The sequence below is a fragment of the Caballeronia udeis genome (assembly GCF_001544555.2).
Taxonomy (GTDB): Bacteria; Pseudomonadota; Gammaproteobacteria; order Burkholderiales; family Burkholderiaceae; genus Caballeronia; species Caballeronia udeis.
On record NZ_FCOK02000042.1, the window covers coordinates 18715 to 43917 of the forward strand.

General features: G+C 61.6%; 25 protein-coding genes. 8 read left to right on the forward strand and 17 right to left on the reverse strand.

Annotation, left to right across the window (positions count from 1 at the left end; translation table 11 throughout):
• Positions 1–237 precede the first annotated feature (237 nt).
• Positions 238–978 carry an SDR family NAD(P)-dependent oxidoreductase gene (locus AWB69_RS26080; RefSeq protein ID WP_062089718.1) on the reverse strand — a complete coding sequence of 247 codons (741 nt, stop codon included), beginning with the start codon at positions 976–978 and terminating at the stop codon, positions 238–240.
• Between the two features lie 110 nt (positions 979–1088).
• On the opposite strand from AWB69_RS26080, the gene AWB69_RS26085 reads away from it, so the two are divergent.
• Positions 1089–1979, forward strand: a complete 891-nt coding sequence (locus AWB69_RS26085; RefSeq protein ID WP_062089719.1) for a LysR family transcriptional regulator — start codon at positions 1089–1091, stop codon at positions 1977–1979.
• A 101-nt stretch (positions 1980–2080) separates the two neighbouring features.
• On the opposite strand, the gene AWB69_RS26090 is transcribed toward AWB69_RS26085, so the two are convergent.
• On the reverse strand, positions 2081–2704 hold the full coding sequence (locus tag AWB69_RS26090; protein WP_062089720.1) for a CGNR zinc finger domain-containing protein: 624 nt from the start codon (positions 2702–2704) through the stop codon (positions 2081–2083).
• A gap of 168 nt (positions 2705–2872) precedes the next feature.
• Here AWB69_RS26090 and AWB69_RS26095 point away from each other — a divergent pair, with 168 nt between their 5' ends.
• From AWB69_RS26095 to AWB69_RS26105, 3 genes are all read left to right on the forward strand, one after another.
• Complete coding sequence (locus tag AWB69_RS26095; RefSeq protein WP_062089721.1) at positions 2873–3565, forward strand: alpha/beta fold hydrolase; 693 nt, start codon at positions 2873–2875, stop codon at positions 3563–3565.
• 137 nt (positions 3566–3702) lie between these two features.
• Positions 3703–4557, forward strand: coding sequence for an alpha/beta fold hydrolase (locus tag AWB69_RS26100; RefSeq protein ID WP_062089722.1), 855 nt, complete (start codon positions 3703–3705; stop codon positions 4555–4557).
• Positions 4558–4748: 191 nt separating this feature from the next.
• Positions 4749–5519: an SDR family oxidoreductase gene (locus tag AWB69_RS26105; protein ID WP_062089723.1), complete on the forward strand. Its 771-nt coding sequence runs from the start codon at positions 4749–4751 to the stop codon at positions 5517–5519.
• A gap of 52 nt (positions 5520–5571) precedes the next feature.
• Here the strand turns inward: AWB69_RS26105 and AWB69_RS26110 are convergent, their stop codons facing one another.
• The 15 genes from AWB69_RS26110 to AWB69_RS26180 form a co-directional block, all read right to left on the reverse strand.
• A complete protein-coding gene (locus tag AWB69_RS26110; RefSeq protein WP_062089724.1) occupies positions 5572–5955 on the reverse strand; it encodes a hypothetical protein in 384 nt (127 codons plus the stop codon).
• A gap of 38 nt (positions 5956–5993) precedes the next feature.
• Positions 5994–6242: a hypothetical protein gene (locus tag AWB69_RS26115; RefSeq protein ID WP_082913596.1), complete on the reverse strand. Its 249-nt coding sequence runs from the start codon at positions 6240–6242 to the stop codon at positions 5994–5996.
• A gap of 314 nt (positions 6243–6556) precedes the next feature.
• Positions 6557–7357, reverse strand: coding sequence for an ATP-binding cassette domain-containing protein (locus tag AWB69_RS26120; RefSeq protein WP_062089726.1), 801 nt, complete (start codon positions 7355–7357; stop codon positions 6557–6559).
• Complete coding sequence (locus tag AWB69_RS26125; protein WP_082913593.1) at positions 7357–8358, reverse strand: ABC transporter permease; 1002 nt, start codon at positions 8356–8358, stop codon at positions 7357–7359. The genes AWB69_RS26120 and AWB69_RS26125 overlap by 1 nt, the downstream gene beginning before the upstream one ends.
• Positions 8355–9434 (reverse strand): sugar ABC transporter substrate-binding protein, encoded by a 1080-nt coding sequence (locus tag AWB69_RS26130; protein ID WP_062089777.1) that lies wholly within the window; start codon positions 9432–9434, stop codon positions 8355–8357. The genes AWB69_RS26125 and AWB69_RS26130 overlap by 4 nt, the downstream gene beginning before the upstream one ends.
• 537 nt (positions 9435–9971) lie before the next feature.
• Entirely contained in the window at positions 9972–10697 is a 726-nt protein-coding gene (locus AWB69_RS26135; protein ID WP_062089779.1) for an amino acid ABC transporter ATP-binding protein, read from the reverse strand.
• A gap of 97 nt (positions 10698–10794) precedes the next feature.
• Entirely contained in the window at positions 10795–11451 is a 657-nt protein-coding gene (locus AWB69_RS26140; RefSeq protein WP_062089727.1) for an amino acid ABC transporter permease, read from the reverse strand.
• Complete coding sequence (locus tag AWB69_RS26145; RefSeq protein WP_062089728.1) at positions 11448–12206, reverse strand: amino acid ABC transporter permease; 759 nt, start codon at positions 12204–12206, stop codon at positions 11448–11450. Before AWB69_RS26145 ends, AWB69_RS26140 begins: the two co-directional genes overlap by 4 nt.
• A gap of 50 nt (positions 12207–12256) precedes the next feature.
• A complete protein-coding gene (locus AWB69_RS26150) occupies positions 12257–13330 on the reverse strand; it encodes an ABC transporter ATP-binding protein (RefSeq protein WP_062089729.1) in 1074 nt (357 codons plus the stop codon).
• 25 nt (positions 13331–13355) lie between these two features.
• A complete protein-coding gene (locus AWB69_RS26155) occupies positions 13356–14171 on the reverse strand; it encodes an ABC transporter permease (RefSeq protein WP_407923060.1) in 816 nt (271 codons plus the stop codon).
• Positions 14172–14221: 50 nt separating this feature from the next.
• Positions 14222–15142, reverse strand: a complete 921-nt coding sequence (locus tag AWB69_RS26160; RefSeq protein WP_062089780.1) for an ABC transporter permease — start codon at positions 15140–15142, stop codon at positions 14222–14224.
• 5 nt (positions 15143–15147) lie between these two features.
• On the reverse strand, positions 15148–16242 hold the full coding sequence (locus AWB69_RS26165; RefSeq protein WP_062089731.1) for an ABC transporter substrate-binding protein: 1095 nt from the start codon (positions 16240–16242) through the stop codon (positions 15148–15150).
• Positions 16243–16596: 354 nt separating this feature from the next.
• Positions 16597–17568 (reverse strand): agmatinase, encoded by a 972-nt coding sequence (gene speB, locus AWB69_RS26170; protein WP_062089732.1) that lies wholly within the window; start codon positions 17566–17568, stop codon positions 16597–16599.
• 24 nt (positions 17569–17592) lie between these two features.
• Entirely contained in the window at positions 17593–19068 is a 1476-nt protein-coding gene (locus tag AWB69_RS26175) for an aldehyde dehydrogenase family protein (protein ID WP_062089733.1), read from the reverse strand.
• Positions 19065–20765: a 5-guanidino-2-oxopentanoate decarboxylase gene (locus AWB69_RS26180; RefSeq protein WP_082913594.1), complete on the reverse strand. Its 1701-nt coding sequence runs from the start codon at positions 20763–20765 to the stop codon at positions 19065–19067. Before AWB69_RS26180 ends, AWB69_RS26175 begins: the two co-directional genes overlap by 4 nt.
• A 309-nt stretch (positions 20766–21074) precedes the next feature.
• On the opposite strand from AWB69_RS26180, the gene AWB69_RS26185 reads away from it, so the two are divergent.
• The 4 genes from AWB69_RS26185 (at position 21075) to AWB69_RS26200 (ending at position 25183) form a co-directional block, all read left to right on the forward strand.
• On the forward strand, positions 21075–21941 hold the full coding sequence (locus AWB69_RS26185; RefSeq protein ID WP_062089734.1) for a LysR substrate-binding domain-containing protein: 867 nt from the start codon (positions 21075–21077) through the stop codon (positions 21939–21941).
• Positions 21942–22136: 195 nt separating this feature from the next.
• Positions 22137–22796, forward strand: a complete 660-nt coding sequence (locus tag AWB69_RS26190) for a M24 family metallopeptidase (RefSeq protein ID WP_062089735.1) — start codon at positions 22137–22139, stop codon at positions 22794–22796.
• Positions 22797–22831: 35 nt separating this feature from the next.
• Positions 22832–23779, forward strand: a complete 948-nt coding sequence (locus AWB69_RS26195) for a LysR family transcriptional regulator (RefSeq protein ID WP_062089736.1) — start codon at positions 22832–22834, stop codon at positions 23777–23779.
• 201 nt (positions 23780–23980) lie between these two features.
• Entirely contained in the window at positions 23981–25183 is a 1203-nt protein-coding gene (locus tag AWB69_RS26200; RefSeq protein WP_062089737.1) for an NAD-dependent formate dehydrogenase, read from the forward strand.
• Positions 25184–25203 lie beyond the last annotated feature (20 nt).

Below are 25203 nucleotides of genomic sequence, written 5' to 3' on the forward strand. Positions count from 1 at the left end.
GTAGAGTGCATTAACTGCGCTCGCCGGACCTCGCCTACGCGCCGGTCAACCACCACAACGGCCGTTCCCTCCGCCGCGAGCGGGTCCAGCGGCCGCCTGCCTGCCACGCCTGCTTTGATCGCCCTGGCGAGCGAACGCCTGGGCAATGGCCGTCCCGATCTTGCCAAGCCCGATGATTGCGTAGCCAATTGAACTCTCCTTTGTGTATTGAAAGGTCTTGTCAGCGACCTTCGGGTCTCAGACCTGGCCGATACCACCATCGGCCATGAGATCCGCACCCGTCACGTAGGAACTCTGACCGGACGCCAGGAAGAGCGCCGCGCTGGCCATCTCCTCAGCCCGAGCGAGTCGACCGAGCGGGACCATGCCCTGGTACATGTTCACGAGATCCGCGCGTGTCTTCGATTGAGAGTCGAGAATCGGGGTATCGGTTACGCCAGGGCTGAGCATGTTGACGCGAATGCCGCGATCCTTGAATTCCGCAGCCCAGGTGCGGGCATAGGAACGCAACGCCGCCTTGGTCGCCGCGTAGGCGGTGTGACCCGGAATGCCCATGACGTGCATGGCCGACGAGACCAGGACGATCGATCCGCCACCGGACATCAGCGGCAGCAGCTTCTGCACCAGGAAGACGGGGCCGCGGGCCATGAGGTTGAATGCCTTGTCGAAATGCTCAGGCGTGAGGGTGTCGATAGAAGCCTGCTCCGTAAAGCCCGCGTTCGACACGATGATGTCGACGAGACCCTTTTCGTTCCTGACCGCGGCAGCGACGCGGTCGAGGTCATCGAGGTCCGCGGCGTCAGCCTGGATAGCGGTGACGTTGCGTCCGATCAGTTTGGCGGCCGCGTCGAGCTGTGGCTGCCGACGGCCGAAGATAAAGACGTGAGCGCCTTCGGCGACAAAGCGCTGCGCGATCGCCAGACCGATGCCGGACGTTGCGCCGCTAATGACGGCGATCTTGCCTGTGAGAGTGGACATTGGAACCTTCTGAGTGACAGGTTCATGGTAATTGCCGTCACTACCAGTGATAATCCGCGGATTTACCATAAGATCTATTCTTCAAGAGAATAGATCAAACGAGGGATGCAATGGATCGGTTCCAGGAATTGAACGCCTTTATCGCCGTGGCCGAAGCGGGTGGTTTTTCCGCCGCGGCGCGTAGGACCGGCGAATCACAGTCCGCCGTCAGTAAGGCCGTCGGCGCGCTGGAGAGACGCCTAGGCGTGATGCTGTTCAACCGGAGCACGCGCAGCGTGACTCTGACAGATCAGGGGCAGAGATACTACGATCGGACCAGACCGCTTGTTGACGAGATGGATGAAGCCGACGGTGAACTGACAAGCAGCACGCTCAATGTCTCGGGTCTGATCAGGATCGCCACGTCTTCTACTTTCGGCCGCCTTCACGTTCTTCCGCTTATACCCGATCTTTTGTCACTCAATCCCGGGCTTCAGGTAGATCTCATTCTTTCGGACTTCGTACGAGATATGGTCGAGGACCGGATTGATCTGGCGATCCGGGTGGGCCCCGTCAACGAACCTGATGCGGTTGTCAGGCGCGTGGCCAGCACTCCCCTCGTATGCGTCGGATCCCGTCGCTACTTCGAGCAATACGGAATACCAAAGACTCCCGCCGAACTCGTTGATCACAATTGCCTTTTATATGGCGGCCTGATGGAGTCAGTGAATTGGCCGTTTGTCGGACCCGAAGGTCGATTCAGCGTGTCCGTTCGCGGAAATCTTTCGTCCAACAGTGTCGAAACGATCCGGGCGGGTGTTCTGGCCGGTGTCGGAATTGGGCTGTTCGCGAAGGTCTCTCTTGCCGATGAACTCCGGCATCCGGACGTGATTACAATTCTCGAAGAATTTATAAGCGAGGTCAGGGACGTCAGCGTCATCTGGCCAAAACGCCGGTTTGTTCCGGCACGCGTGCGCCGCGTGACTGACTTTTTTGCTACGGCCCTCCCGCAGCGTATTTAGGAAAACGGCGTCAATCGGCTGCGCCGGTGCGGTTCTTCGCCGTTTCGAAATGCTCCACGATCAGCCATGTCGAAACCGCGCTGAAATCTCGGCGGACAATTTCAACTTTGTCCCTTGATCCGGTTCCGATGCGCCGCTTGCTTCGCCCGGTTTCCACAAGCCGCCATGCTGCACCAGCGCCGCGCATGCCCCCGGGTGTGATCGGCGAATAGCAGCGTGCAGGTCGGTCCTTCGCATGCCTTAACGTGTGTGAAGTCCTCCTCGCAAACCAGCTTCGCCATGACTTCGCCGATCGGCAGAAGCAGGGACTCCGGCGAACTCCAGCGCCGTGAGCGTTCAAACGTGAGGGCGCCCGCCGCCCCGTGTTCGTGAGCGACGATTTTCCCAAAGGCTTCATCACGCGCGAGCAGCAGGTTTAAAGGCTCCAGCTCTTGCAGGTCCGCAGACCCGAGCGGACGGCCTTTGCGTTCCCGGACGAACGTCCTGAACCATTCACGCAGACTGCGCGCCTGGTCCGCCAGGCGATCGAACTCACCTGGCATTGCGCGCTCGCGCATCGTGCGCAGCACGTCCGCGGGCACCAGTTGCGACTGCGCGAGCCAGGCCAGCAGGCCCTCGCCATCGTCGATCCAGTCGATCGGGACGTCGACGGGTGTGGCCACCGAATTCAAAAAATCCAGGCCGGCCGCATCGGCTATGAACATCGCAGGAAATTGCTGGGACATTGGCTACCTCAAGATAAGTGAAAATAACCTGCTCGGATACTATTGACAGGTTACCACATGATCGAATAACCTTCTCACGTTGGTTAAAGAGGTTACTGAGTCTGACGATTTGCCTGCTGTGAAAGAGCGAACGTCCAGGTTGGTGTTTCCCTGCAATAGGAGAGAAAAATGGCCGAAAGCGATGCGAAGGTAGTACTTGTTCCCGGAGCCTGGGCTGACGGGTCAAGCTGGAGCAAAGTCATAAATGGACTCCAGTCAAAAGGTATTAGTGCGGTTACTGTCCCTGTGCCGTTAACCACCTTGGCCGACGACGTTGCTGCAGTCGACCGGACCTTGGAGAGGGTTGACGGGCCTGTCGTGCTGGTGGGGCACGCCTACGCCGGGGCAGTCATTGGCGCCGTGCGCAATCCCAGGATCAAGGCGCTGGTGTACGTCGCAGCGCTCGCTCCCGACGAGGGGGAAACGGTAGCCGATGTGTTCTATCGAAACGAGCCGCACCCCACGGCGCCAAAGCTCGGTCCTGACAAGAATGGCTTGATCTGGTTACCCCAGGAGGCGTTTGGAGCGGCGTTTGCTCAAAACGCATCGGCGCAGGAGTTGGCGGTGTTGGCCGCGGTCCAGCGCCCGATCTCACCGGCATGTATCAGCGTTCCGGTAGGACGCCCGCTTTGGAAGGACGTGCCGAGCTGGTATTTGCTGGCGGAGCAGGATCACATGATCGTCGCTGAAACTCAGCGCTTCATGTCGGAACGCATGAAGGCGCGGGTGAGCGCGCATCCGGTCGACCACACACCGAGTGTCACGGCGCCCGATCGGGTTGTTGATTTGATTCTTCAGGCCGTGCGTGAAGTGCGCGACTGATAGACCACGAGTTTCGTCCTCTCGACAGGTTCCGCGAGAGTTGTTTATCCCACGAGTTTGACGCCGGTGTTCTTACGCCATTGCTGTATTGCGAAGGGTTGCCGGCGCAACTGCAGGTATCAACGAGGAGATTCATCATGACTGGTATCACGTACCGTACCGCGGATGTCGACGGCTTCAAGATCTTCTATCGTGAAGCAGGGACCGCGGGAGCGCCCAAGCTCCTGTTGCTCCATGGCTTCCCCAGTTCCAGCCACATGTTCCGGGACCTGATCCCGCTGCTGGCCGATCGTTTCCATATCATCGCGCCGGATCTGCCCGGATTCGGCCAGTCGGATATGCCGCCTCGGGAGCAGTTCAAGTACAACTTCGACAACATCGCAGGCGTCATTGATCGCTTTACCGAAGTGGTCGGATTCGATCGTTTTGCGGTCTATGTGTTCGACTACGGGGCGCCGACCGGCTTGCGGATTGCCGCGAGGCATCCCGAGCGCATCACCGCGATCATTTCGCAGAACGGCAACGCCTACGAGGAAGGCCTGAGCGACGGGTGGAACCCTATCCGTGCGTATTGGCAAGACCCGTCCGATGAGAATCGCCAGGCGCTTCGCGGCTTCCTGGCGCCGGAGGCGACACGTTGGCAGTACACCCATGGCGTGCCCGACGAGGCCACTGTGTCGCCCGACGGCACCGCTCTGGACAACTTCTACCTGACGCGCCCCGGCGCCGATGAGGTTCAGCTGGACTTGTTCGGCGACTACAAGAGCAACGTAGCGCTCTACCCAACGTTCCAGGACTACTTCCGCACGCACAAGCCGCGCTTGCTGGCGGTATGGGGGAAGCACGACCCGTTCTTCCTTCCCCCGGGCGCGGAGGCGTTCAAGCGGGACATTCCCGATGCCGTTATCCGCTTCTTCGATACCGGCCACTTCGCCCTCGAAACACATGCTGGCGAGATCGCCGCGGCTATCGGCGAATTTCTCTCTCGATGAACGGGGCTCCCGCGGCAGGCTGGGCCACGCCTGCCGCGGATCGCGCGATCCACGGAGTGTTGCCGCGCGTGCAATCGTTATCGTGAAGATTCGCGAAGCGCATCGAGTCATGGAAGCCACTCTGGCGAACGCAAAAATGGTGGTCGTTCACGACTGAACGCCGACGCGTTCATCAACTCAGGAGAATTGACATGTCAGAAGCAGTCGCTGTTGTTACAGGAGCGAGCCAGGGCATCGGCTTTTCCACAGCGGTACGCCTTGCGCGGGATTTTGATTCGATCGTCCTCGTTGCGCGCAATCGCGCCAAACTTGAGGAGACCGCTGCAGCCGTCAAGCAGGCTGGCGCGGAACCGCTGGTCATTGACCTGGACCTGTCCGACCGGCCGTCGGCGAAGAGGGTGGTGGAACAAACACTCGCCAGGTTCGGGCGTATTGACGCGTTGCTCAATATCGCGGGCGCTGTTCCTCAAGTCGACCTGCTCGAGATGACGGACGAGCAGTGGGATGCAGGCATGGCGCTGAAGTTGCACGGTGCCCGTCGCCTGACCATTGAAGCCTGGCCCGCCTTGAAGGCTTCCAAAGGCTCGGTTGTCTTGATCTCGGGGAATTCCGCACTCTTTCCGAAAGCGCCGTACGCGGCAGTCGGGACGATCAACGCGGCGATCATTGCGCTCGCGAAGGCGTTTTCCGACCAGGGGATCACGGACGGCGTTCAGGTGAACAGCGTGTTGCCCGGACCCGTGATGACAGGGCGCCGGCGGTCTTATCTCGAGCACTGGGCGCCGCTGCACAACATGACGGTCGAAGAAGCAACCGCCAGGTTCCCGCTTGAGGTTGGGATTACACGTTACGGCGAGCCTGAAGACATTGCGGAACTGATGGCATTCCTGGTTTCGCCGGCGGCCCGGTGGATGACGGGTTCCGCCATTCGAATGGATGGAGGCGAAGTCAAGTCGATCTGAGCCCAGGCGAGTGAATCAGCCCGTCCAGGCATAGGGTCCGGTAGCGGGACTTCTAGCTCTTTGGGAGCGTGGATTTGCGGGCACGTTTGCGCGGTTTCGGCTCGACACCCACGCGCGGATCGCGTGCGAGTACGAGTGCCGTCATCCTTTGCGCAACAGTTTCGAACGCCGGATCGTCTTGCGGTATATAAAGCCATTTTCCAAGCACCGGATGCGGCCGCAAAGCGGGCATTTCATTCATCAGCGCGGCGTGGCGCTCTTGCGATGTGCACACCAGCAAGCCGCTCCACGGCGGGTCGCGATCGGCGGCAACCAGACACAAGAGGCCATCGACATAAGCGGCGTCAGAGCCGAACATCCGCTTGGTGATATAGGTTGAATCGCGCTCGAATGCTTCGAAGATCCAGACGAGCGAGTTGCTGATGGAAGAGGGCATTGGCGTGAAGTTCGTGGCGGCGGGGAGCGATTGCCGATTCAATCCTTCATCGGGCGGCGATACAAACCGTCGAAGTCGTACTCGTCAAACACCATCTCGACCGCGTCGGAAAACGGAGGGTGATGTTCGGGGGACGGATAGCCGTTCTCGACCTTCACCGCGACGATAGTACGCGTGCCGATATCGGTGCAGCGCCAAAGCCCTGCTTCGGTGTAGAACTCTGTCCCGATTCGAAAATCGGAATGAGCAAACGTCTCGGTGTCGGCATTGTTATCGGTTTCGGTCATTGATCTTAAGCCCGTAGCTTGATTGTTGAATACGCCAATCATAAGCCATCGCTCCCTGCCAAAGATGGGGCAGCCACGTTTGCCGCCGTAGCGTTTGCGCTCTGCTTCCGCTTCCTCGGGGTCTTGCTGAAGTCGTCGCTGGTGGAGCGACGTATTGCTTTTCGGCGCGCGACATAGGGCCTGTCGATGACAGGCCCGACTCGTTTGATTTCGTCGCTTAGTCGTGCAAGGAGCACACGGGGGTTGGTTGCGTTTGATTTTTGATCTAGTCGCCACCAGCACTGAACTTGCCCAACGAACACTGCGCGCAGCACCTAACTCGCAGCCGTGCGCATGGACCGGTATTCACGCCTGACAATATCCATCAGCTCCGCGACCGACGTGCTCGCGGCCTCCCGCTCATACGTCACGCGGCCGCGTTGCATCAGCATGACGCGGTCCGCAATATCGAGCGTCTGGGCGTAGTTGTGCATGATCATGACAATGGACAGTCCCTGCTTTTCTTTCAGCCGCAGGATCAGGTCGATGATCAATCCCGCCTCGCGCGCACCCATCGCCGCCAGCGGTTCGTCGAGCAGCAGGATCCTCGCATTCGAATTGACGGCACGAGCAACGGCAATCGCCTGGCGCTGCCCACCTGAAAGCTGCTCGACAGGCAGGTCGACCGACGGCACATGCACGCCGATCTCTTCCAGGCATTCTTCCGCACGGCTGCGCATCGCGCGGTTATTCAACAGGCGAAACGGGCCGCGCCGCACGATCTCCCGATTGAGAAACATGTTGTGATAAATGCTGAGCGAATTCGCCAGCGCGAGGTCCTGGTAAACACATTCAATGCCAAGCGACCGGGCGTGATCGACAGAGCGAAGCAGCGTTTCCTCGCCGCCTATAAATAGCTTGCCGCTGGTCTGCTGATGGAAGCCGGTGAGGATCTTGATCAGCGTCGACTTGCCTGCGCCGTTGTCGCCAAGCACGCCCAGAATCTCACCTTGCCTGAGCGTCAGCGACACGCCGTCGAGCGCGGTGACCGCGCCAAAACGCTTGACGATATCTTCGCCTCGCAACACCGGCGTGCCCGTTGTTTCCACCGATGCCGTGCCTGCTGCGTCGGCCATCACAGGTCTCCCTTGCGTGCGAGACGGGCGACGTGGATGTTGAAGATCATGGCCGCCAGGATTGCCGCGCCGAGAATCATGTTGAACGTGAACGCGTTGATGCCGATGAGCGTGAAGCCGTCGTTGAGTATGCCGAGGACTGCTGCGCCAATCAGCCCGCCGATGATCGTGCCCGAGCCGCCGGCGAGCGGCGTGCCGCCGATCACGGCGGCCGCGACCGCCAGGAACATGATCTGGTTGCCGCCTGCCTGGGGATCGATCGAGGTTATCCGGAAACCTTCCAGGATGCCGGTGAAACCGGCAAGCAGCGCGGCAATCACGAAGTTGCCCATTTTCAGGCGCTTGACGTGAATACCCGCTTCGCTCGCACCCAGCTGGTTCGCGCCCGCCGCGATGGTATGCAAGCCCCATCGCGTATGGCGAAGCAACACATGCATGACCGCCGCGATCGCGATCGTCCAGATGATTTCGCTGTAGCCCCACGCGCCCATGAACGCCGCAAAATTCGCCCCCTCCGGAGGCGACACCGGTGTGCCTCGCGAAATAGTCAGGGTAAATCCATTCACGAAGAACAGCGTGCCGAGCGTGGTGACGAAGGAGGGAATGCGCAGGTACACCGTCACCACGCCGTTGATCACGCCGACCACGCCTGCCGCCAGCACGCCGGCCAGCAACGCGAGCCATGCGGGCGCACCCGTCTCGTTGGCGAAGTGCATGATGAACGGCGCGAACGCGAAGACCATGCCGGCGGAAAGATCGATCTCCCCGCCGATCATCAGCATGATTTCGCCGCAGGCAATGATTGCGACCGGCGCGATGAACTGCGAGAGGTTTTCCAGGCTCGCGCTGGTCAGCAGGAAGTCATGGTTGGCCGTCTCGAAGTACGCGCTGAGGATCAGCGCGACCGCAAGGATGCGGATCTCGCTGGATCGCTTCAGCGCGCCCGGCCATAACCTTGGGCGCCGGCCACCAGGGCTTGCATCCGTCACGGGAGTCGTCATCCCTTGATCGCACCCGTGCGCGGCACAATCTGCGGTTTCGTGCTCTTGCCTTCATAGCGCGTCTCCGTGTTCAGGTACGGGTCGACCGTACCCTTGGTGACGAACTTCAGGCCCGTGTTGATATTGGCCGGTCCGACCAGTCCCCCCGAGGCCAGGAAAACGAAGGCTTCGACCACGGTATAAAAACCTTGCACGTAAGGTTGCTGATCGATCGTGAAGTCGAGGAAACCATCGTGGATCAGCTCGACGGTGCGCGGCAACAAATCGAAGCCGCCGCCGTGCACGCCCTTGGAAGGCAGGTTCGAATCCTTCATGACCTGGGCGACGCCCTGGGTGCTGCCTGCATCGACGGCGAACATGCCTTTCAAATCCTGATGCCCCAGGTAGAACGACTTGATCTTCGAGAGTTCCTCGTTGACGGTCGCCCCGGTCGCAATGGTTTGCGCGTCGATTTTCTTGCCTGATTTCTTGATTGCATCGAGTGCACCGTCAAGGCGCGGCTGGATGTTGAGCTGACCAGGCGTTGCGATAAATAGCGCGACGAGGCCGCTGTCCACCAGGCTGACAATGCGCTCGCCCATCTGATAACCCGACAGGTACAGATCCTGGCCTATATACGCGAGGCGCGGGTTGGTGCTGCCGCTGGGGGCATCGGCGTTGTATGCAAATACCGGAATGCCCGCGTCGAGCGCTTTCTGGATCGGCGTGTCGAATGCCTTGGGGTCGACGATAGGCACCGCAATGGCGTCGGCCTTGGCGGCAATGGCCGCGTTGACCGCATTGACCATCTCGGCCACGTCGGCGTTGGCCGAGCCGGTCCATTGGTAATCGAAACCCAGCAAACCGGCCGCGTCCTGAATGCCGTATTGCGTGGGAACGAAGAACGGGTTGGTCGTGACGTGATTGACGAATACGATCTTCCAGCGCTTGTGGGCTGGAAACGGACTGGCTTCCGCGGCTTGCGCCGGTGTGATCGCGCCGCCTAGCAGCGCCAGCGCCGCAGTCAGGCCAGCGCCTTGCAACAACCCGCGACGCACGCTTTGTACTTCACCCGGGTCTTCCCGATCTTGCGCCATGTCCGCCATGTCCCTTCTCCCGTTTCGTAGTTTTTGAACACCTCATTGCACCTGACGGCGCGGGCCGGGAAAGCGCCGGTGCCGGGCGTCGGTACGCTCCGTGAAACGCGCATGCGCAAGCACACGCACGGTCGAATGACGACGTATCGAAATGCTAGAACAGGCACTTGACCAATTAATCAATGTATACCCTTAACTAGTCCGACTATTTTGAAAAGCGGGTTGAGGGCGGGGGCGTTCTGCGATGACCGGAGGCAGTTCAATAGATGGGAGGTGTGCTGGTGAGCCCAGTATTTGGGAACTCCGCGCCGTCTGCCCGGGTTGTATTTTGTTGATCTGCCTGACGGTATCGCTTTCGGAATGGTTGCAAATTCCGGGCGGGGTTGCGTCGTTCAGGGGTGTTCGCTTGCCGATTTATAAATATATGTAGTACTCCGTATATCGTCCGTGCGTTGTTGCCGTAATCAGTTGCCGCTCGCAAAGGCAAGTCGAATTCCTGGTCTCGCCGCGGCGATGTTTACCGAGTCCTGGGGAGCATCAATGCAGTATCTTGGCGAGAAAATCCTTCGCGCGATCGGACTTCGGGTTTGCGAAAAAATCTTCCTTCCTGTCGTCCTCGACGATGAGGCCCTTGTCCATGAAAATCACGCGGTGCGCGACCTTTCGCGCAAAGCCCATTTCGTGAGTGACGCACATCATCGTCATGCCTTCCTGCGCGAGTTCGACCATCACATCGAGCACTTCGTTGATCATCTCGGGGTCTAGTGCAGACGTCGGTTCGTCGAACAGCATCGCGATCGGGTCCATCGACAGCGCACGTGCAATCGCGACCCGTTGCTGCTGGCCGCCCGACAGTTGACCCGGAAACTTGTTCGCATGCGCGCTCAGCCCGACTCGGTCCAGCAGTTTTAACGCCTTCACCGCGGCTTCGTCCTTCGAACGGCCAAGCACCTTGATCTGCGCCAACGTCAGGTTTTCAGTGATCGACAGATGCGGGAACAGTTCGAAGTGCTGGAACACCATGCCCACTTTCGAGCGCAGCTTCGAGAGGTTGGTCTTCCGGTCACCGACCGACTGGCCGTCGATCGTGATCGCACCTTCCTGGAACGGCTCAAGGCCGTTCACCGCTTTGATCAGGGTGGACTTGCCTGAACCCGACGGGCCGCACACCACGACCACTTCCCCTTTTTTGACTTCTGTCGTGCAGCCGGTCAGCACCTGGAAAGGGCCGTACCACTTTGAAACATTGTTGATTGAGATCATCGTGAAATCCATTCCTGGTTGGGCTTCGTGGAACAAAACCACGTAGCGTCGAGGCAGCATGGCCATGTCGCCGGCGGCAGAGTTACCGCTGGCTGTGTCACCGGTGTGCCTGCGCGTGTTGCAACTGCTGCAGCCGCCGCGCATACAGCGTCAGCGGGAAGCACATGGCGAAGTACAGCAGGGCGACCATTCCGTAGATCGGAAACGGGCGGAACGCGGTATTGGTAATCATCGAGCCGGTCTTCGTCAGTTCGATGAATCCAATGATCGACGTCAATGCCGTGCTCTTGACGATCTGCACCAGAAAACCGACGGTCGGCGCGACCGCGATCTTTCTCGCCTGCGGCCACACGATATAGCGCAACTGCTGGCCAAACGTCATGCCGAGACTCGCGCCTGCCGCCCATTGGCCGCGCGGCACCGCTTCAACGCAACCGCGCCAGATATCGGCGAGATACGCGCTGGTATAGAGCGTCAGCGTGACGGTGGCGGCAACCCACGGCGACACTTCCACGCCCAGCAACGGCAGGCCGAAGAAGGCGAGGAACAACTGCATCACCAGCGGCGTGCCCTGGAATAGCTCGACATAGAGCGAGACCACACGGCGCAGCCATGGCAGGGGCGACACGCGCATTGCGAGCAGCACGAGCCCGACAGCACCGCCGCAGACGAAAGCGATCAGCGACAGCAACACGGTCCAGCGCGCGGCGAGCAGCAGATTGCGCGCGATATCCCACAGCGTGAATTCGGTCATTGTGGGCGCTCCGTTGCCAGTGTCTGGGAGCGACGCGAGGCGAACCAGGTCCACCCGTTGCGCCAGTTGGACCGCACAACCGGCGTGCGTGCCGAGCGTCCGGCAAAAAGGCCGCGGCCCAGCCGGTTCAGCAGTTGACGCAAGACGATCGACAGGAACAGATAGGTCGCGGTGACGATCAGGTAGCTCTCGAACGAGCGGAAGTTACGCGACTGGATGAAGTCGGCCGCAGACGTCAGGTCGGGCACGGAGATCTGCGAGACCACGGCGGAGCCGAGCATCACGATCAACACCTGGCTCAGGAGCGCTGGAAACACATTCGCCAGCGCCTGCGGCAGCACCACGTGGCGGAACACCTGGCGTCCCTGCAAGCCCAGCGCCTGCGCTGCCTGCACCTGGCCACGCGGAATCGAGTCGATGCCCGCGCGGACGATTTCGGTCGCATAGGCGCCGAGATTGACCGTCATCGCGAGGATTGCAGCTTGCATTTCGTTGATATGGATGCCGAGACCCGGCAGCCCGAAAAACACAAAGAACAGCTGCACGAGGAACGGCGTGTTGCGTATCAGCTCGACGTACGTTGCGATCAGCGTCCGGGCCCAACGGGGGCCGGCGACGCCGATGCTTGCGCCTGCGATACCGACAAAGCCGCCGAGTACCGTCGATACAGCAGTGAGCCAGAGAGTGACGGCGACGCCCCGCGCGAGCATGCCCGCGTAGATGCCGAAGCCGCTGAAATCGAACACATAGGTCATGGCGGGTTGCTCATGGTCAGGTGAGGGCAGTTAAATCTAATGAAACCGGCTCAATGAAGCGGGCGCGCCGCGATCAGCTTGCAGGCGTGCGCGGGCAATTCGGCCAGCACGGGCATGCCTAGCGTAAGGCCGGGCGTTTCGCGTTGCGTGGTGGCGGCTGTCAGCGTGAAGCCCGCGCAGTCGATCGTCGCTTCCAGCGTGGCGCCGACGTCGCGGATAAACGTGATCGTACCCGCGAGACAGTTAGGATCACTGGTGGTCGAGACATGCTTCACGCAGACATCTTCGGGGCGGATCAGCAGGCGGATGTCCGCCGTGGATTCCGGCGCCCATACGCGATCAGCCACGACGATCTGCTGGCCGCCCGGCAACTGCACGCCGCCGCGTCCGTCATGCGTGACCGGAAGGATGTTGCCGAGCCCGATGAAGTCGGCGACGAACTCGCTGACCGGGTTCCGGTAGATGTCGAGTGGCTTGCCGACCTGCGCAATGCGGCCTTTTTCCATCACGACGATCTCGTCGGCCATCGTCATTGCTTCGCGCTGATCGTGCGTGACCATGATCGTCGTGATGCCAAGGCGCTGCTGCAGCAGGCGGATTTCGACCTGCATTGCTTCGCGCAGCTTGGCGTCGAGTGCGGAGAGCGGTTCGTCGAGCAGCAACAGTTTTGGCGACGACGCTATCGCACGCGCGATCGCCACGCGTTGACGCTGTCCCCCGGACAGTTGCGTGACCGGCCGGTTCGCCATGTGCGGCAGCTGGATCAGTTCGAGCAGTTCAGCGACGCGGCGCCCTTGTGCAGCCTTGCCCATTTTCCGAAGCCGCAGCGGATACGCGATATTTTCGGCTACGCTCATGTGCGGAAACAGCGCCAGCGACTGGAACACCATGCCGAAGTCGCGCTGGTTCGCCGGCAAGTGGGTGATGTCGCGGCCCGCGAAAGTCACGCTGCCGGAGCTGGGTGTCTCGAGCCCCGCGATCATGCGCAGCAAGGTCGTCTTGCCACAGCCGGACGGGCCGAGAAAGCAGACCAGCTTGCCGTCCGGTACGCTCAGGTCGACGTGGTCGACGGCGTACGCGGCGTTGAAGCGCTTGGTCACGGCCTGGAGTGTCAGATGAGTCATGATGTTTCCTTGAATTCTTGCGTGCTCAGAGCGCGACACCTTCGTCGCCAATCAGTTTTTCAAGCAGCCATATCAGCGCAAAGTCGATGGCAACAATAAAGACGGCAAACGAAAACACGGTCGGGTCGAGCGACGACACCGTGCGGCTGTAGAGCCACACCGGCAGCGTCATCGTATTGATGCCGTACAGGAAGAACGTCACCGTGAACTCGTTGAACGAGATGATGAACGCGAACAGCATGCCGGCCAGGATGCCGGGGCGCATCAGCGGCAACACCACGTCGAACATGGCGCGGCGCGGGCTCGCGCCCATCACGCAAGCGGCTTCTTCGAACTCCGGGCCGATCGATGCCGCCGACGCTGCGCAGTTCTTAACCGTGAACGGCAGTGCGAGAATCACGTGCGCAATGATGAGCCGGAACACGCCGAGTTCCACGGGCAGTACGTTGAAGACCAGCAGCAGCGACAGCCCGAGCATCACCAGCGGGTAGACAAGCGGCAGCGCGACGAGCTGTTCGACGGCCGACTTGCCTCGAAACCGGTAGCGACTCAACGCATACGCGGCGGGCACCGAGACCAGCGTAGCAATGATCATTGTCGACACCGCGACGATCAGGCTCGTCGTCAGCGCGGTACCCATGGAAAGCACGTCGCTTGCATCGGGCGAGACGAAGCTGTGCCATGCCGCGCGATACCACTGGAGGCTGTAGCCGGGTGGTGGGAATTCCAGCGTGTCCGAAGCACTGAACGACATCAGGATCATCGTCAGGATCGGCAGGGCGGCAAGGAAGAGGACAATGCCCGCGAGCAACGCCGCAGGCCTGCCGAGCCGGCCCGGCATGGTCGCGGGCAGGAGCCGTGCGCGCGTTGGGAGCGAATTGACGGGGGTGCTCACGCGGATGGCTCCTTGAGACGTTGGGTGTGGCGCACGAGGCTCTGGGAGATCGCCATGACCGCGAGCGTGGCGACCATCAGCACCACACCGGAGGCGGAGGCCGCCGGCCAGTTCAGCAGCGGCGAGACCTCGTCATGCACCAGCACGGCGAGCATCGGCACGCGCCGGCCGCCGAGCAGCAGCGGCACGGCAAACGCGCTTGCGTTGTAAGCGAACACGAGCAGCGCGCCCGATACAAGCCCTGGCATCGCGAGGGGCAACATGATGTGACGCAGCGTCTGCCAGCGCGTTGCACCGAGCGTTGCAGCGGCTTCCTCGTACGAAAGCGACACGGCGCGCATGGCACTGGACAATGGCAGCACGGCGAGCGGAAACGCGGTCTGGATCAAGCCGAGCAGCACGCCATGCTCACGATAAAGCCATTGCATCGGACGCTGGATCACGCCGCTTGCGAGCAATGCGTGATTGAGCAAACCTGCCGGACCGAGGATCACGAGCCAGCCATAGCCTTGCAGCAGCAGATTGACGAGCAGCGGCAACAGCACGCCCGCCAGCAGCAAGCGCCGCGCCAGCCGCGACTCCGTGCGCGCCATGGCAAGCGCGACCGGAATCGCCAGCAGCACCGCGCACACCATGCTCTGAAACGCGAGCCGCAGCGTAAGCCACAGCGCCTTCAGGAAATACGAATCGGCGAGGTTCGCGTAGTTCTGCAGCGTGAACCCGTGCCACTCGTCGCCTTGCGCACCGAAGCTCATGCGCAGGACCACGAGGGCCGCCGCCGCGAGCACCGCGAGAAACGCGAGGATCGGGGCGAGCAGCAGCCACGGCCGCGCAGGGCCAAGCGCGGCTCCGGATCCGGGGGCAACCGGCTGGTCCGGCGCCCCCGGTCCGGCGCGCTGCGAAGAGAGTTCAGCCATCGTGGTCATGCCGAGAAGATCTCGGTGTAGCGCTTGATCCACGCGGCCTGTACCACGGCGAGTGCCTTGTCGTCGTGCAGGACGGACTTCTCCGCGATCTGCTTCGGGCTCGGCACGAACCTGAGGCTCTCGGCGGGAATGATGGCCTTCGAATTCACCGGGCCGTTCAGCACGTCAGCCGCCATCCGGCCTTGCACGCCCGCATCGAGCGAATGGTTGATGAACGCATGAATCAGGTCGAGGTCGCCAGGGTGCGATTTCGGAATCACCGTGAACATCAGCTGCGTGGCGAAGCCTTCCTTCATGCCGTACGTCACGCCCATCTTGTATTCGGGTTTCCTGATCTGGTCGGGAAAGAACGCGGGTGAATAGATACCGCCAATATCGAGTGAGCCCGTGCGAAACAGATCGGCGACCTGATTCGGATTCTCGCCGAGCGTCATCACGCGGTCCTTCAGTTCCATGAGCTTCTTGAAGCCCGGATCGATGTTCTGCTGCGAACCGCCCGACATTTTTGCAGCAATGATCGCCAGGTCGACCGCCTCGGCAAACTCGGGCGGCGGCAAGAACAGGCGACCTGCATATTTGGGATCCCACAGCGCTTCATACGACGAAGGCGGCGTCTTGATGGTCGACGTGTTGTAGATCAGGCCGTCGGACCACAACAAGTAGCCGACACCAAAACCGTCCGCGCCGGTTCGATACCGCGCCTCCAGGTCCTTGAGGTTCGGCAGCTTGTCGAGGTCGGGCTTGACGAGCAGGCCGGCATCGCGGAGACCGGAGGCGCCTACGCCCGCGAGCGTGATCACGTCGTAGGTGGGGCGGTCGCCCGCGGCCTTCACCTTGGCGACCATGCCGGAGGTGCCGTCCGCGCGGTCTGCAATCACCTTCGCGCCGGTTTTTGCCGTGAACGTAGCCGCTATATTGTGCAGCGCGGCTGTGCCTGTATCGTCTGACCAGGTCAGCAGGCGTAGTGTCTTGCCCGAGAAATTGTGTTCCTGGGCTCTGAGGTTGAGGAACGGTGCCGGCAGCGCGGACGCTGCGAGGGCTGCGCCGATCGTCTTGAAGGCTTGCCGCCGTCCTGTGCTGAATTTTTTCATCGCCGACTCCGTGAGTGATTAAGTGAGATGTCCGACCTATGCGCCAGGTGAACGGTCGAATTCGTTTGCATTCGTCCGTGTTTGTCCGTGCATGAAAAATGTTAGGAGCGCAAAATAGCCATCACAATCGATATATCGTCATGTCTGCCATGATGAAAGCGCATGGCTCCGGTGCTTTATCGCTGGTTTTTACAGGCATCGGCATGCCGGACGTGCATGGGAAGCCGCTGGCCACGCAACGGCGGCGTCGCTTGGTAAGCGAAGCGTAATCCGCAAGACGGAGCACGCGCCGGCGGCGAATAAGCAGACGAAAAAAGCAGACGAAAAAAGCAGACGAAAAACAGGCGAAGCAGCCTACGTCCGGTACTTCACCTTCGGCAGCACGCACAACATTTCATACAGCAGGTTCGCCCCGACCAGCGCGGTATTGCCGGACGGGTCGTACGGCGGCGAAATCTCGACCAGGTCGCATCCCACGATATCCAGCCCCCGGCAGCCGCGGATGATTTCAAGCGCTTGCCAGATCGTCAGGCCGCCGATTTCCGGCGTGCCCGTGCCGGGCGCAAAGCTCGGGTCCAGACCGTCGATGTCGAAGCTCAGGTACACCGGGCCGTCACCCAGTTTCGCGCGCACCTCGTCCATGATCGGCGCGACCGATTTGTACCAGCACTCCTCGGCCTGCACGACACGTATGCCGTGCGAGCGCGACCAGTCGAAATCCTCCGCCGTATAGCCGGTGCCTCGAAGGCCGATCTGCGCGACGCGGTTGCCGTCGATCAGACCTTCTTCTATCGCCCGCCGGAACGGCGTGCCGTGAGCGATCTTCTCGCCGAACATGGTGTCGTTCACGTCCGCATGCGCGTCGACATGAACCACGCCGACCGGACCGTATTTCTTCTTCATCGCGCGCAGGATGGGTAGCACGATCGTGTGGTCGCCGCCCATCGTGAGCGGCACGCAGTCGGCCCCAAGGATCTCGTCATACGCTTCGGTGACGATGTCCATGCTCTTCTGCAGATTGAACGTGTTGATCGCGACGTCGCCGATGTCGGCGACCTGGATGCTGTCGAACGGCGCCGCGCGGGTCGCCATGTTGTACGGGCGCAGCAGGCACGATTCGGCCCGGATCGCGCGCGGACCGAAGCGCGCGCCCGCCCGGTTCGAGGTGCCGGTGTCGAGCGGCACGCCGACGAAACAGGCATCGAGCCCCTCGGCCGATGTCGCGCTCGGCAGGCGCATCATCGTCGCCGGCCCCGCGAAGCGCGGCATCTGGTTACCGCCGAGCGGCTGGTTGAAAGAGTTGCCGGAATGGTTATCGTGCTTCATCGCTAATCCTTTTAAGTAGGCGGGCTAGCTGGCCTGACGACGCGTCAGCACCTGCTTGATTTCCTGGAAGGCGGCAAGCCCGAACGGACCCAGCTCCCGCCCGATACTGCTGCGCTTGAAGCCGCCCCACGACGTCTGCGGATAGATCAGTTGCGGCGTGTTGACCCACACCACGCCGGCCGCAAGCGCACGAGCGACCCGTTCGCCGCGAGCTTCATCGGCGGTGACGACGCTCGCCACCAGCCCGTAGTCGCTGTCGTTGGCCATGTCGACGGCTTGCTCTTCAGTGTCGAACGCGCGCACGCACAGGACCGGGCCGAAGATCTCGTCACGCCATAAAGCGCTCATCGTCGGCACGTCGGTGAAAATCGTCGGCGCGATAAAAAAGCCCTGCTCCGGTGCACCGGCTGGGCGGCCGCCACCCGTGACGAGCCGTGCACCGTCCGCTATGCCTTGTTCAATATGGCCGCGCACGCGGTCGAATTGGGCGCGGCTCACAAGCGGCCCCATCCGCACGTCAGGCGCGAACGGGTCGCCCACGACGATCCGCTCTGCGCGCTCGACGAGCCTCGCCAGCAAGGTCGGCAAGAGTGCGCGCGCCACCAGCACGCGGCTCGTCGCCGAACACATCTGGCCGCTGTTGAAGAAACCCCCCGCTTCGACAAGGTCGATCGCCAGGTCGAGATCCGCATCGTCGAACACGATGATCGACGACTTGCCCCCGAGTTCGAGACTCACGCCCTTCAGCGTGTCAGTGGCAGTCTTCATTACCGTCTGGCCGACACTCGTGCTGCCGGTAAACGATATTTTCGCGACCCCGGGGTGGGCGACGAGCGGTGCGCCTACGTCCGCACCGGTGCCCGTCACCGCGTTGAAAACGCCCGCCGGCAAGCCGGCCGATGCGATCACCGAGGCCAGTTCGAGTTCGGGCAGCGGGGTGATTTCGGAGGGCTTGAGCACGACCGTGCAGCCTGCCGCGAGCGCCGGGGCGAGTTTCCACGCCGTGGTTACCATCGGGAAATTCCACGGCACGATGAGCGCGGCCACGCCGGCGGGTTCGCGGAGAATCCGCGCACGGTGCCCGATGCCGGGGATGCCGACTTCGGCACCGCTTATGTCGTCCAGTTGCTCGGCCATTTGAGCGTAATAGCTGAATGTCGCGATCACATCGTCGACGTCCATGTGCGCTTCCGCTTGCGGCTTGCCGTTATTAAGCGATTGCAGCATCACGAGACGCTCGCGCCGCACGTCCACTTCTGCCGCGATCGCGCGCAGGTAGGTGGCACGCTCGGCGCCGGTCGTATGACGCCAGGTACGAAACGCGCGAGCCGCGCACGCTACCGCCCGTTCCACGTCGGGCAGGGTGCCCGCGGCCACGTTGGCCAGGCAGGTTCCGGTCGCAGGGTTAACCACGGCAATCGTGCGGCCCAGTGCGCCGTCGACCCAGTGACCATCTATATAAAGCTGCGTCAGGAATCGAGTGTCGTTCGGCGCGCTCATGCCGGGTCTCCGGGGACGTGGTCGAACCACTTCTGTTCGTCGATTTCGATCAATGTGGGCACGCGGCGCGCAGCCGCCTGCTTCAGTTCGTTGGCCAGCGCGGCAGGCGTATGGGCCGATGCCGCGCAGCAGCCGAAGCCGCGTGCCAGCGCAAGGAAGTCAGGCGTGTAGATGTCAACGCCGATCGGCTCGATATCGCGCTCAACCATGTACTTCTTGATTTCGGCATAACCCCGGTTATTCCAGAGCAGCACGATCACCGGTACAGCAGCTTCAACAGCGCTCGCCAGTTCAGGCAGCGTGAACTGCAGGCCGCCGTCGCCGATCAGGCAGATCACGGGCCGGTTTCCCGACGCAAGCCGCGCGCCGATCGCAGCCGGCAAGCCGTAGCCCAGCGTGCCGTAGCCGGTCGAGGAGTTGAACCACGACCTGGGCGAGGACGCTTCGAAGACGAAATTACCGGCGTAGACGGGGCGCGTTGAATCACCCACGACGATCGCATCGGGGAGGGTATTCAATACGGTGTCGAAGAGCGCGGCCTGCGAGCGGATCGGTGCGTCGTAACCGGCATTGATCGCGGCACGCACGGTACGTACGCGCGACGCGCCCCAGTCGGCCGCGCGCGGCGGCAACGGGCGTGTGGCGAGCCTTTGGTCCAGCACGGCGAGCACGAGTTTCGAGTCGGCGGCAATCGCCACATCAGGCCGGAAATTACGCATGACCTGCTGAGCGTCGATATCGATCCTGATCAGCCTGCCGTCTATGGCAAAGCCGTTATCGAACACCACGTCGTAGTCCGTCTCGCCCAGTTCGGTGCCAACCGCAAGCACGACATCGGCCTCACGCACCAGCGCGCGCGTCGCGGCGAGCGACTGGGTCGAGCCGATCGACAACTCATGGCCGCGCGGCAACAGCCCCTTCGCGTTGATCGTAAGCGCCACCGGCGCCTGCAGGCGTTCGGCCAGCGCGCGCAATTCGGGGGCGGCCCCGGCAGCGCCGCCGCCGGCCAGGATCAGCGGGCGGCGCGCAGTGGCGAGCAAGGCGCTCGCCTCGTCGAGGGCGCGCGGCGCGCCGGCGGGCTTCGAGGGCAGCACTGCCACACCGGATGTCGTGTCCCGCGCAGGCGCGACGATCACGTCGAGCGGAATCTCGATGTGAACCGGCCGTGGCCGCGCGGTCGCGAACACTGCGAACGCGCGGGCCAGGACTTGCGGCAGTTCGTCAGCGTCGAGCAAGGTGTGGGAGAACGCGGTGAGCCCGGCGAATACGTCGCGCTGCGACGGCAGCTCGTGCAGGCGGCCAGTTCCTCCGCCCAGTTGGCGCGTGGTGTTGACGCTGGAAATCACGAGCATGGGGATCGAATCGGCGTAAGCCTGCGCCATCGCGGTCGCGATATTCGTCATGCCCGGCCCGGTGATGATGAAGCACACACCGGGTTTTCCCGTAACCCGCGCATAGCCGTCCGCCATGAAGCCAGCGCCCTGCTCGTGGCGAGGGGTGACGTGGCGCAGCGTCGACGTTGCCAGTCCCCGGTACAGCTCGACGGTATGGACGCCGGGGATGCCGAATACCAGTTCAACACCGTAGTGCTCGAGCAGCCTCACGAGCGCTTCGCCGCAGGTCTGTGTGGCGACTGGCCGGGGCGGGCAGTGTCCGCTCGCGTGACCGAAAAGCGAGATATTTTCAGGCGAATTCATGAGACTCCTGCGGATTGATCCGTTTGATCCGTTGCCGGTACATGCCTTTCTCCGGAGGTTGCGTGTTGATGCATTCTTGGTGCATGCCGCGTGAACGGCAATCGATGAATTTGCATGCGCGCCATGTTCCTGGCTCATGGGCTTATTCATGGGTTTATCCGGAGGAGCGGTGGTTTCGGGAGACGCGGGAAGCTGAATTCGGTGTATTTCGGTGTATATATGGAGGCTTGAACCCGTGTATATATAAAACCCTCTGGCCGGAAAGCACCCGGCAGTCATGATTTTTTCAAATGCGCGAAGGGAACGAAAATGCGCCGCCTGCCGCCGCTGAATGCACTGCAAATCTTCGAAACGGTTGCGCGCCACCGCAGTTTCACGCGCGCCGCCGATCACCTCTGTCTGACGCAAGGCGCCGTAAGCCGCCAGATCCTGACGCTGGAGGAGTACTACGGTTTTCCGCTGTTCACGCGGCACTCGAAGGGGCTCGCGCTGACGAACGAAGGCGAGCAGCTATTGCCGACCGTGAAGGAGAGCTTCTCGCGGATCGAGGAGATTTCGCTGCGGCTGACCCGGCAGCGTACCGACCTCGCGTTGAAGGTACCCACCTGCCTGATGCGCTGGATCCTGCCGAAGATCATGCGCTTCCAGGCCGAGTGCCCTGAGATCCAGTTGCAGCTCACGACCACCTGGCAGCACGACGTCGATTTCCAGGTCGAGCCGTTCGACGCGGCGATCATTTATGGCTCGTCCCCGGGAGTGGACGTTCACTCGATTGCGCTCTTCGACGAGCAACTGACGCCTGTGTGCGCGCCTTCGTTGCTGGAGGAAAAACCGCTCGACAAGGTAGCCGATCTTTCCCGGCATACGCTGCTGCACCCGACCCGCGACCATCGCGACTGGAAGATGTGGCTCGTCCACGCTCAAGCGCCCGAGATCAATGCCGACCTTGGGCAGAGTTTCGAGACGCTCGACCTTGCGACAAACGCGGCGACGCAAGGTTTTGGCGTCGCGATCAGTGACTGCTCGCTCGTGAGCGAGGATGTTGCGTCAAGGCGCCTCACGATGCCGTTCGACATCGTGCTCACGACGGGCGCCCGCTATTACTTCGTCTACCCGGATTGCCTCGCGCACCAGAACAAAGTGAACCTGTTTCGCGAGTGGCTCGGGGCGAATTGAGAGGGCTGAGGACGCGAGGTCCCGGTTATTGGAGCGCAGGCCAGGTCAATCCGGCCGCGCGCGGACCCCGCGTAGAATATGAGCATGATGCCGCGAGAAAACATATCGTTCCCCGTCCGCCTCAAGGCGCGGAAATGGACTTTCACCGTGGTCATCGATATATTTAACCGAATATAACGAAGCTGGGGAGATTGAGTGAGCACTGACACGCAGCAAGCAGTAGGCGAGAAATTCGTTCTCGAATCGATGCGTTACGCGCGCGACAAGACGTGGGAGGTCGTCGAGCAGGTGGTGGCCAGGATTCAACCCGGCATGCTCGAGTCGGAAGCGGTGACCGAGTGCAAGCAGGTCCTGCAGGAACTGGGGATGGAGCGTATCTGGCATCCCATCCTGATCCGGTTTGGAGAAAACACCTTGCGCACGTTCAAGCAACGTTCCGAAGGAGATCCGCGGCTGAAAGACGACGACATCTTCTTTGTCGATCTTGGCGTGGTCTGGAAAGGGCATGAAGGCGACGCGGGTGCGACCTTCGTTGTCGGTGCGGACCCGGAGATGAAGGCGTGCGCGGACGCGGCAAAGACTGTCTTCGATGAGGTCGAACATCATTGGCGAACGACGGGCGCCGGCGGCAAGGCCTTGTATGACTATGCGGCGGAGCGTGCGTCGGCGCTTGGGTGGAAACTGAACCTCGACATCAAGGGGCATCGTGTGAGCGATTTCCCGCACGCGATCTTCAAGTCAGGCGATCTCGGGAATTTCGAGCCGCAGCCGGAAGCCGGGCTTTGGATCCTGGAGATCCAGCTTGCTCATCCCACCAGGCCGTTCGGCTCGTTCTACGAAGACCTGCTTGCCTGAGTCGTCTTGGCGAAGGAAAGCTCACAAGGGACGCAATGTTCATTCGGCAACTCGAGTATCTCGTCACGTTGGCACGCGAAAAACATTTCGCGCGAGCGGCTGAAGCCTGTCATGTCTCCCAGCCTGCGTTGTCGTCGGCTATCCGCACGCTTGAAGCCGAACTTGGGCTGGTCATTGTCGAGCGGACGCGGCGCTTCGTGGGCTTTACGGAAGACGGTGAGCGTGTGCTTGGCTGGGCGAGGCAAACGCTCGCGTCGCTGCAGAACATGCGCCACGATGCGTCCGCTGCGCAGGTCCGCCTGATCGGGACGCTTCGCATAGGCGCAATTCCGACCATCATGCCGGTGACCACCCGCATGCTTGCACCGTGCATGCGCGAGCATCCGCATATGCGCTATGAGGTCCGCTCGCTCAGTTCAGATGCAATCCTGCGGCAGCTGGACGAGTACGAACTGGATGTCGGCCTGACGTATCTCGACGATCAGGTGCAGGCGGGATTCAGCGTATTGCCGCTTTATTTCGAACGCTATCTGCTCTTGTCTCCCACCAGTGCTGACGACAGGTTCGACACAGGCACGGCGCAGTGGAGCGGCTTGGGTGGGTTGCCGCTGGGTCTCCTGACCGCCACCATGCAGAACCGGCAAGTGATCAACGCAGCGTTTCGACGCGAGGGCGTGCAGCCCACCGTGGTTCTCGAAACTGACTCCCTTTTATCTCTCTATGCGCACGTTCAGCATGCCGGGTTGTTCAGCGTGTTTCCGCATAGCCTGCTTAGCGTGTTGCCTGCTGGCAGCGGCGTGCGTGCGTCGCTCTTATTGCCGGAGTTGACCCGCCGCATTGGCCTTATTGCGCGCAATCGCAATGCGCTGCCGCCCCTGGTTGCCGCCATGTGGAAAGCAGCCGAGCAGCTCGATCTGCAAGGGGAGTTCGACGCATTGCTGCCCGAGGCGGCCCACGCATCGCAGGGCGCGGCGACCGTTTAAGGCTCCAGGCCAGCAGCCTTTCGCATACGGTTGTCCGTCTTCATAAGAAGCGCTTATCACCTGATCCATCCAAACGATTGGACCCTCCGCCAGTACTTCGCGACACTGGTTTGCGTCGACGTGCCAGCCCCACGTTCCGACCAAGGCGGTGCCGGGATATCGGCGCCGGTGTTATCCAAATCAGAGTGGAGTGAGACAGTCATGGCCAAGGTTTTATGCGTTTTATATGACGACCCCGTCGACGGTATGCCGAAGAAGTACGCCCGGGACGACATTCCCGCCATCACGAAGTATCACGACGGACAAAGCGCCCCGACACCGAAGGCAATCGACTTCAAGCCGGGCGAGTTGCTGGGCAGCGTATCCGGCGAACTGGGCTTGCGCAAGTTCCTCGAATCGCAGGGACATACGCTGGTTGTGACGTCCGACAAGGACGGCCCCAACTCCACGTTCGAGCGTGAACTGGAAGACGCCGAGATCGTCATTTCGCAGCCGTTCTGGCCGGCGTACCTGACCGCCGAGCGGATTGCCCGCGCCCCAAAGCTCAAGCTCGCGCTGACAGCAGGCATTGGCTCGGATCACGTTGATTTGCAGGCGGCGATCAATCGCGGTATCACCGTAGCCGAAGTGACTTTTTGCAACAGCATCAGCGTGGCGGAGCATGTCGTCATGATGATCCTGTCGCAGGTCCGGAATTATCTGCCGTCGCATGAGTGGGTCAAGAAGGGCGGCTGGAATATCGCGGATTGCGTTTCGCGCGCATACGATCTCGAAGGGATGAACGTGGGTACCGTGGCGGCGGGGCGCATTGGCGCGGCGGTGCTGCGCCGCCTCAAACCCTTCGACGTCAAGCTTCACTATACGGACCGGCATCGTCTGCCGGAACAGGTCGAGCGCGAGCTTGGCGCCACCTGGCATCCGACTGCTGAATCGATGGCGCGTGTCTGCGATATCGTGACGATCAACTGTCCGTTGCACCCGGAAACGGAGCATCTTTTCGACGAGAAGATGATCAGCAAAATGAAGCGCGGTGCTTACATCATCAACACCGCACGCGGGAAGATCGTGGATCGCGACGCCGTGGTGCGTGCGCTGGAATCAGGTCAACTGGCGGGCTATGCAGGCGATGTGTGGTTCCCGCAACCGGCCCCGAGCGATCATCCGTGGCGCACCATGCCGCATCAGGGCATGACGCCGCACACGTCAGGCACCACGCTCTCCGCTCAGGCGCGTTACGCCGCTGGCACACGCGAGATTCTCGAGTGCTGGTTCGCGAAGCAACCCATTCGCGAAGAGTACCTGATCGTCGATGGCGGACGCCTCGCCGGAGTGGGCGCGCACTCATACAGCGCGGGCAATGCGACGACGGGCTCCGAAGAGGCGGCCCGCTTCAAGAAGGCATAACGCCGTGGGCACGCTGGCCC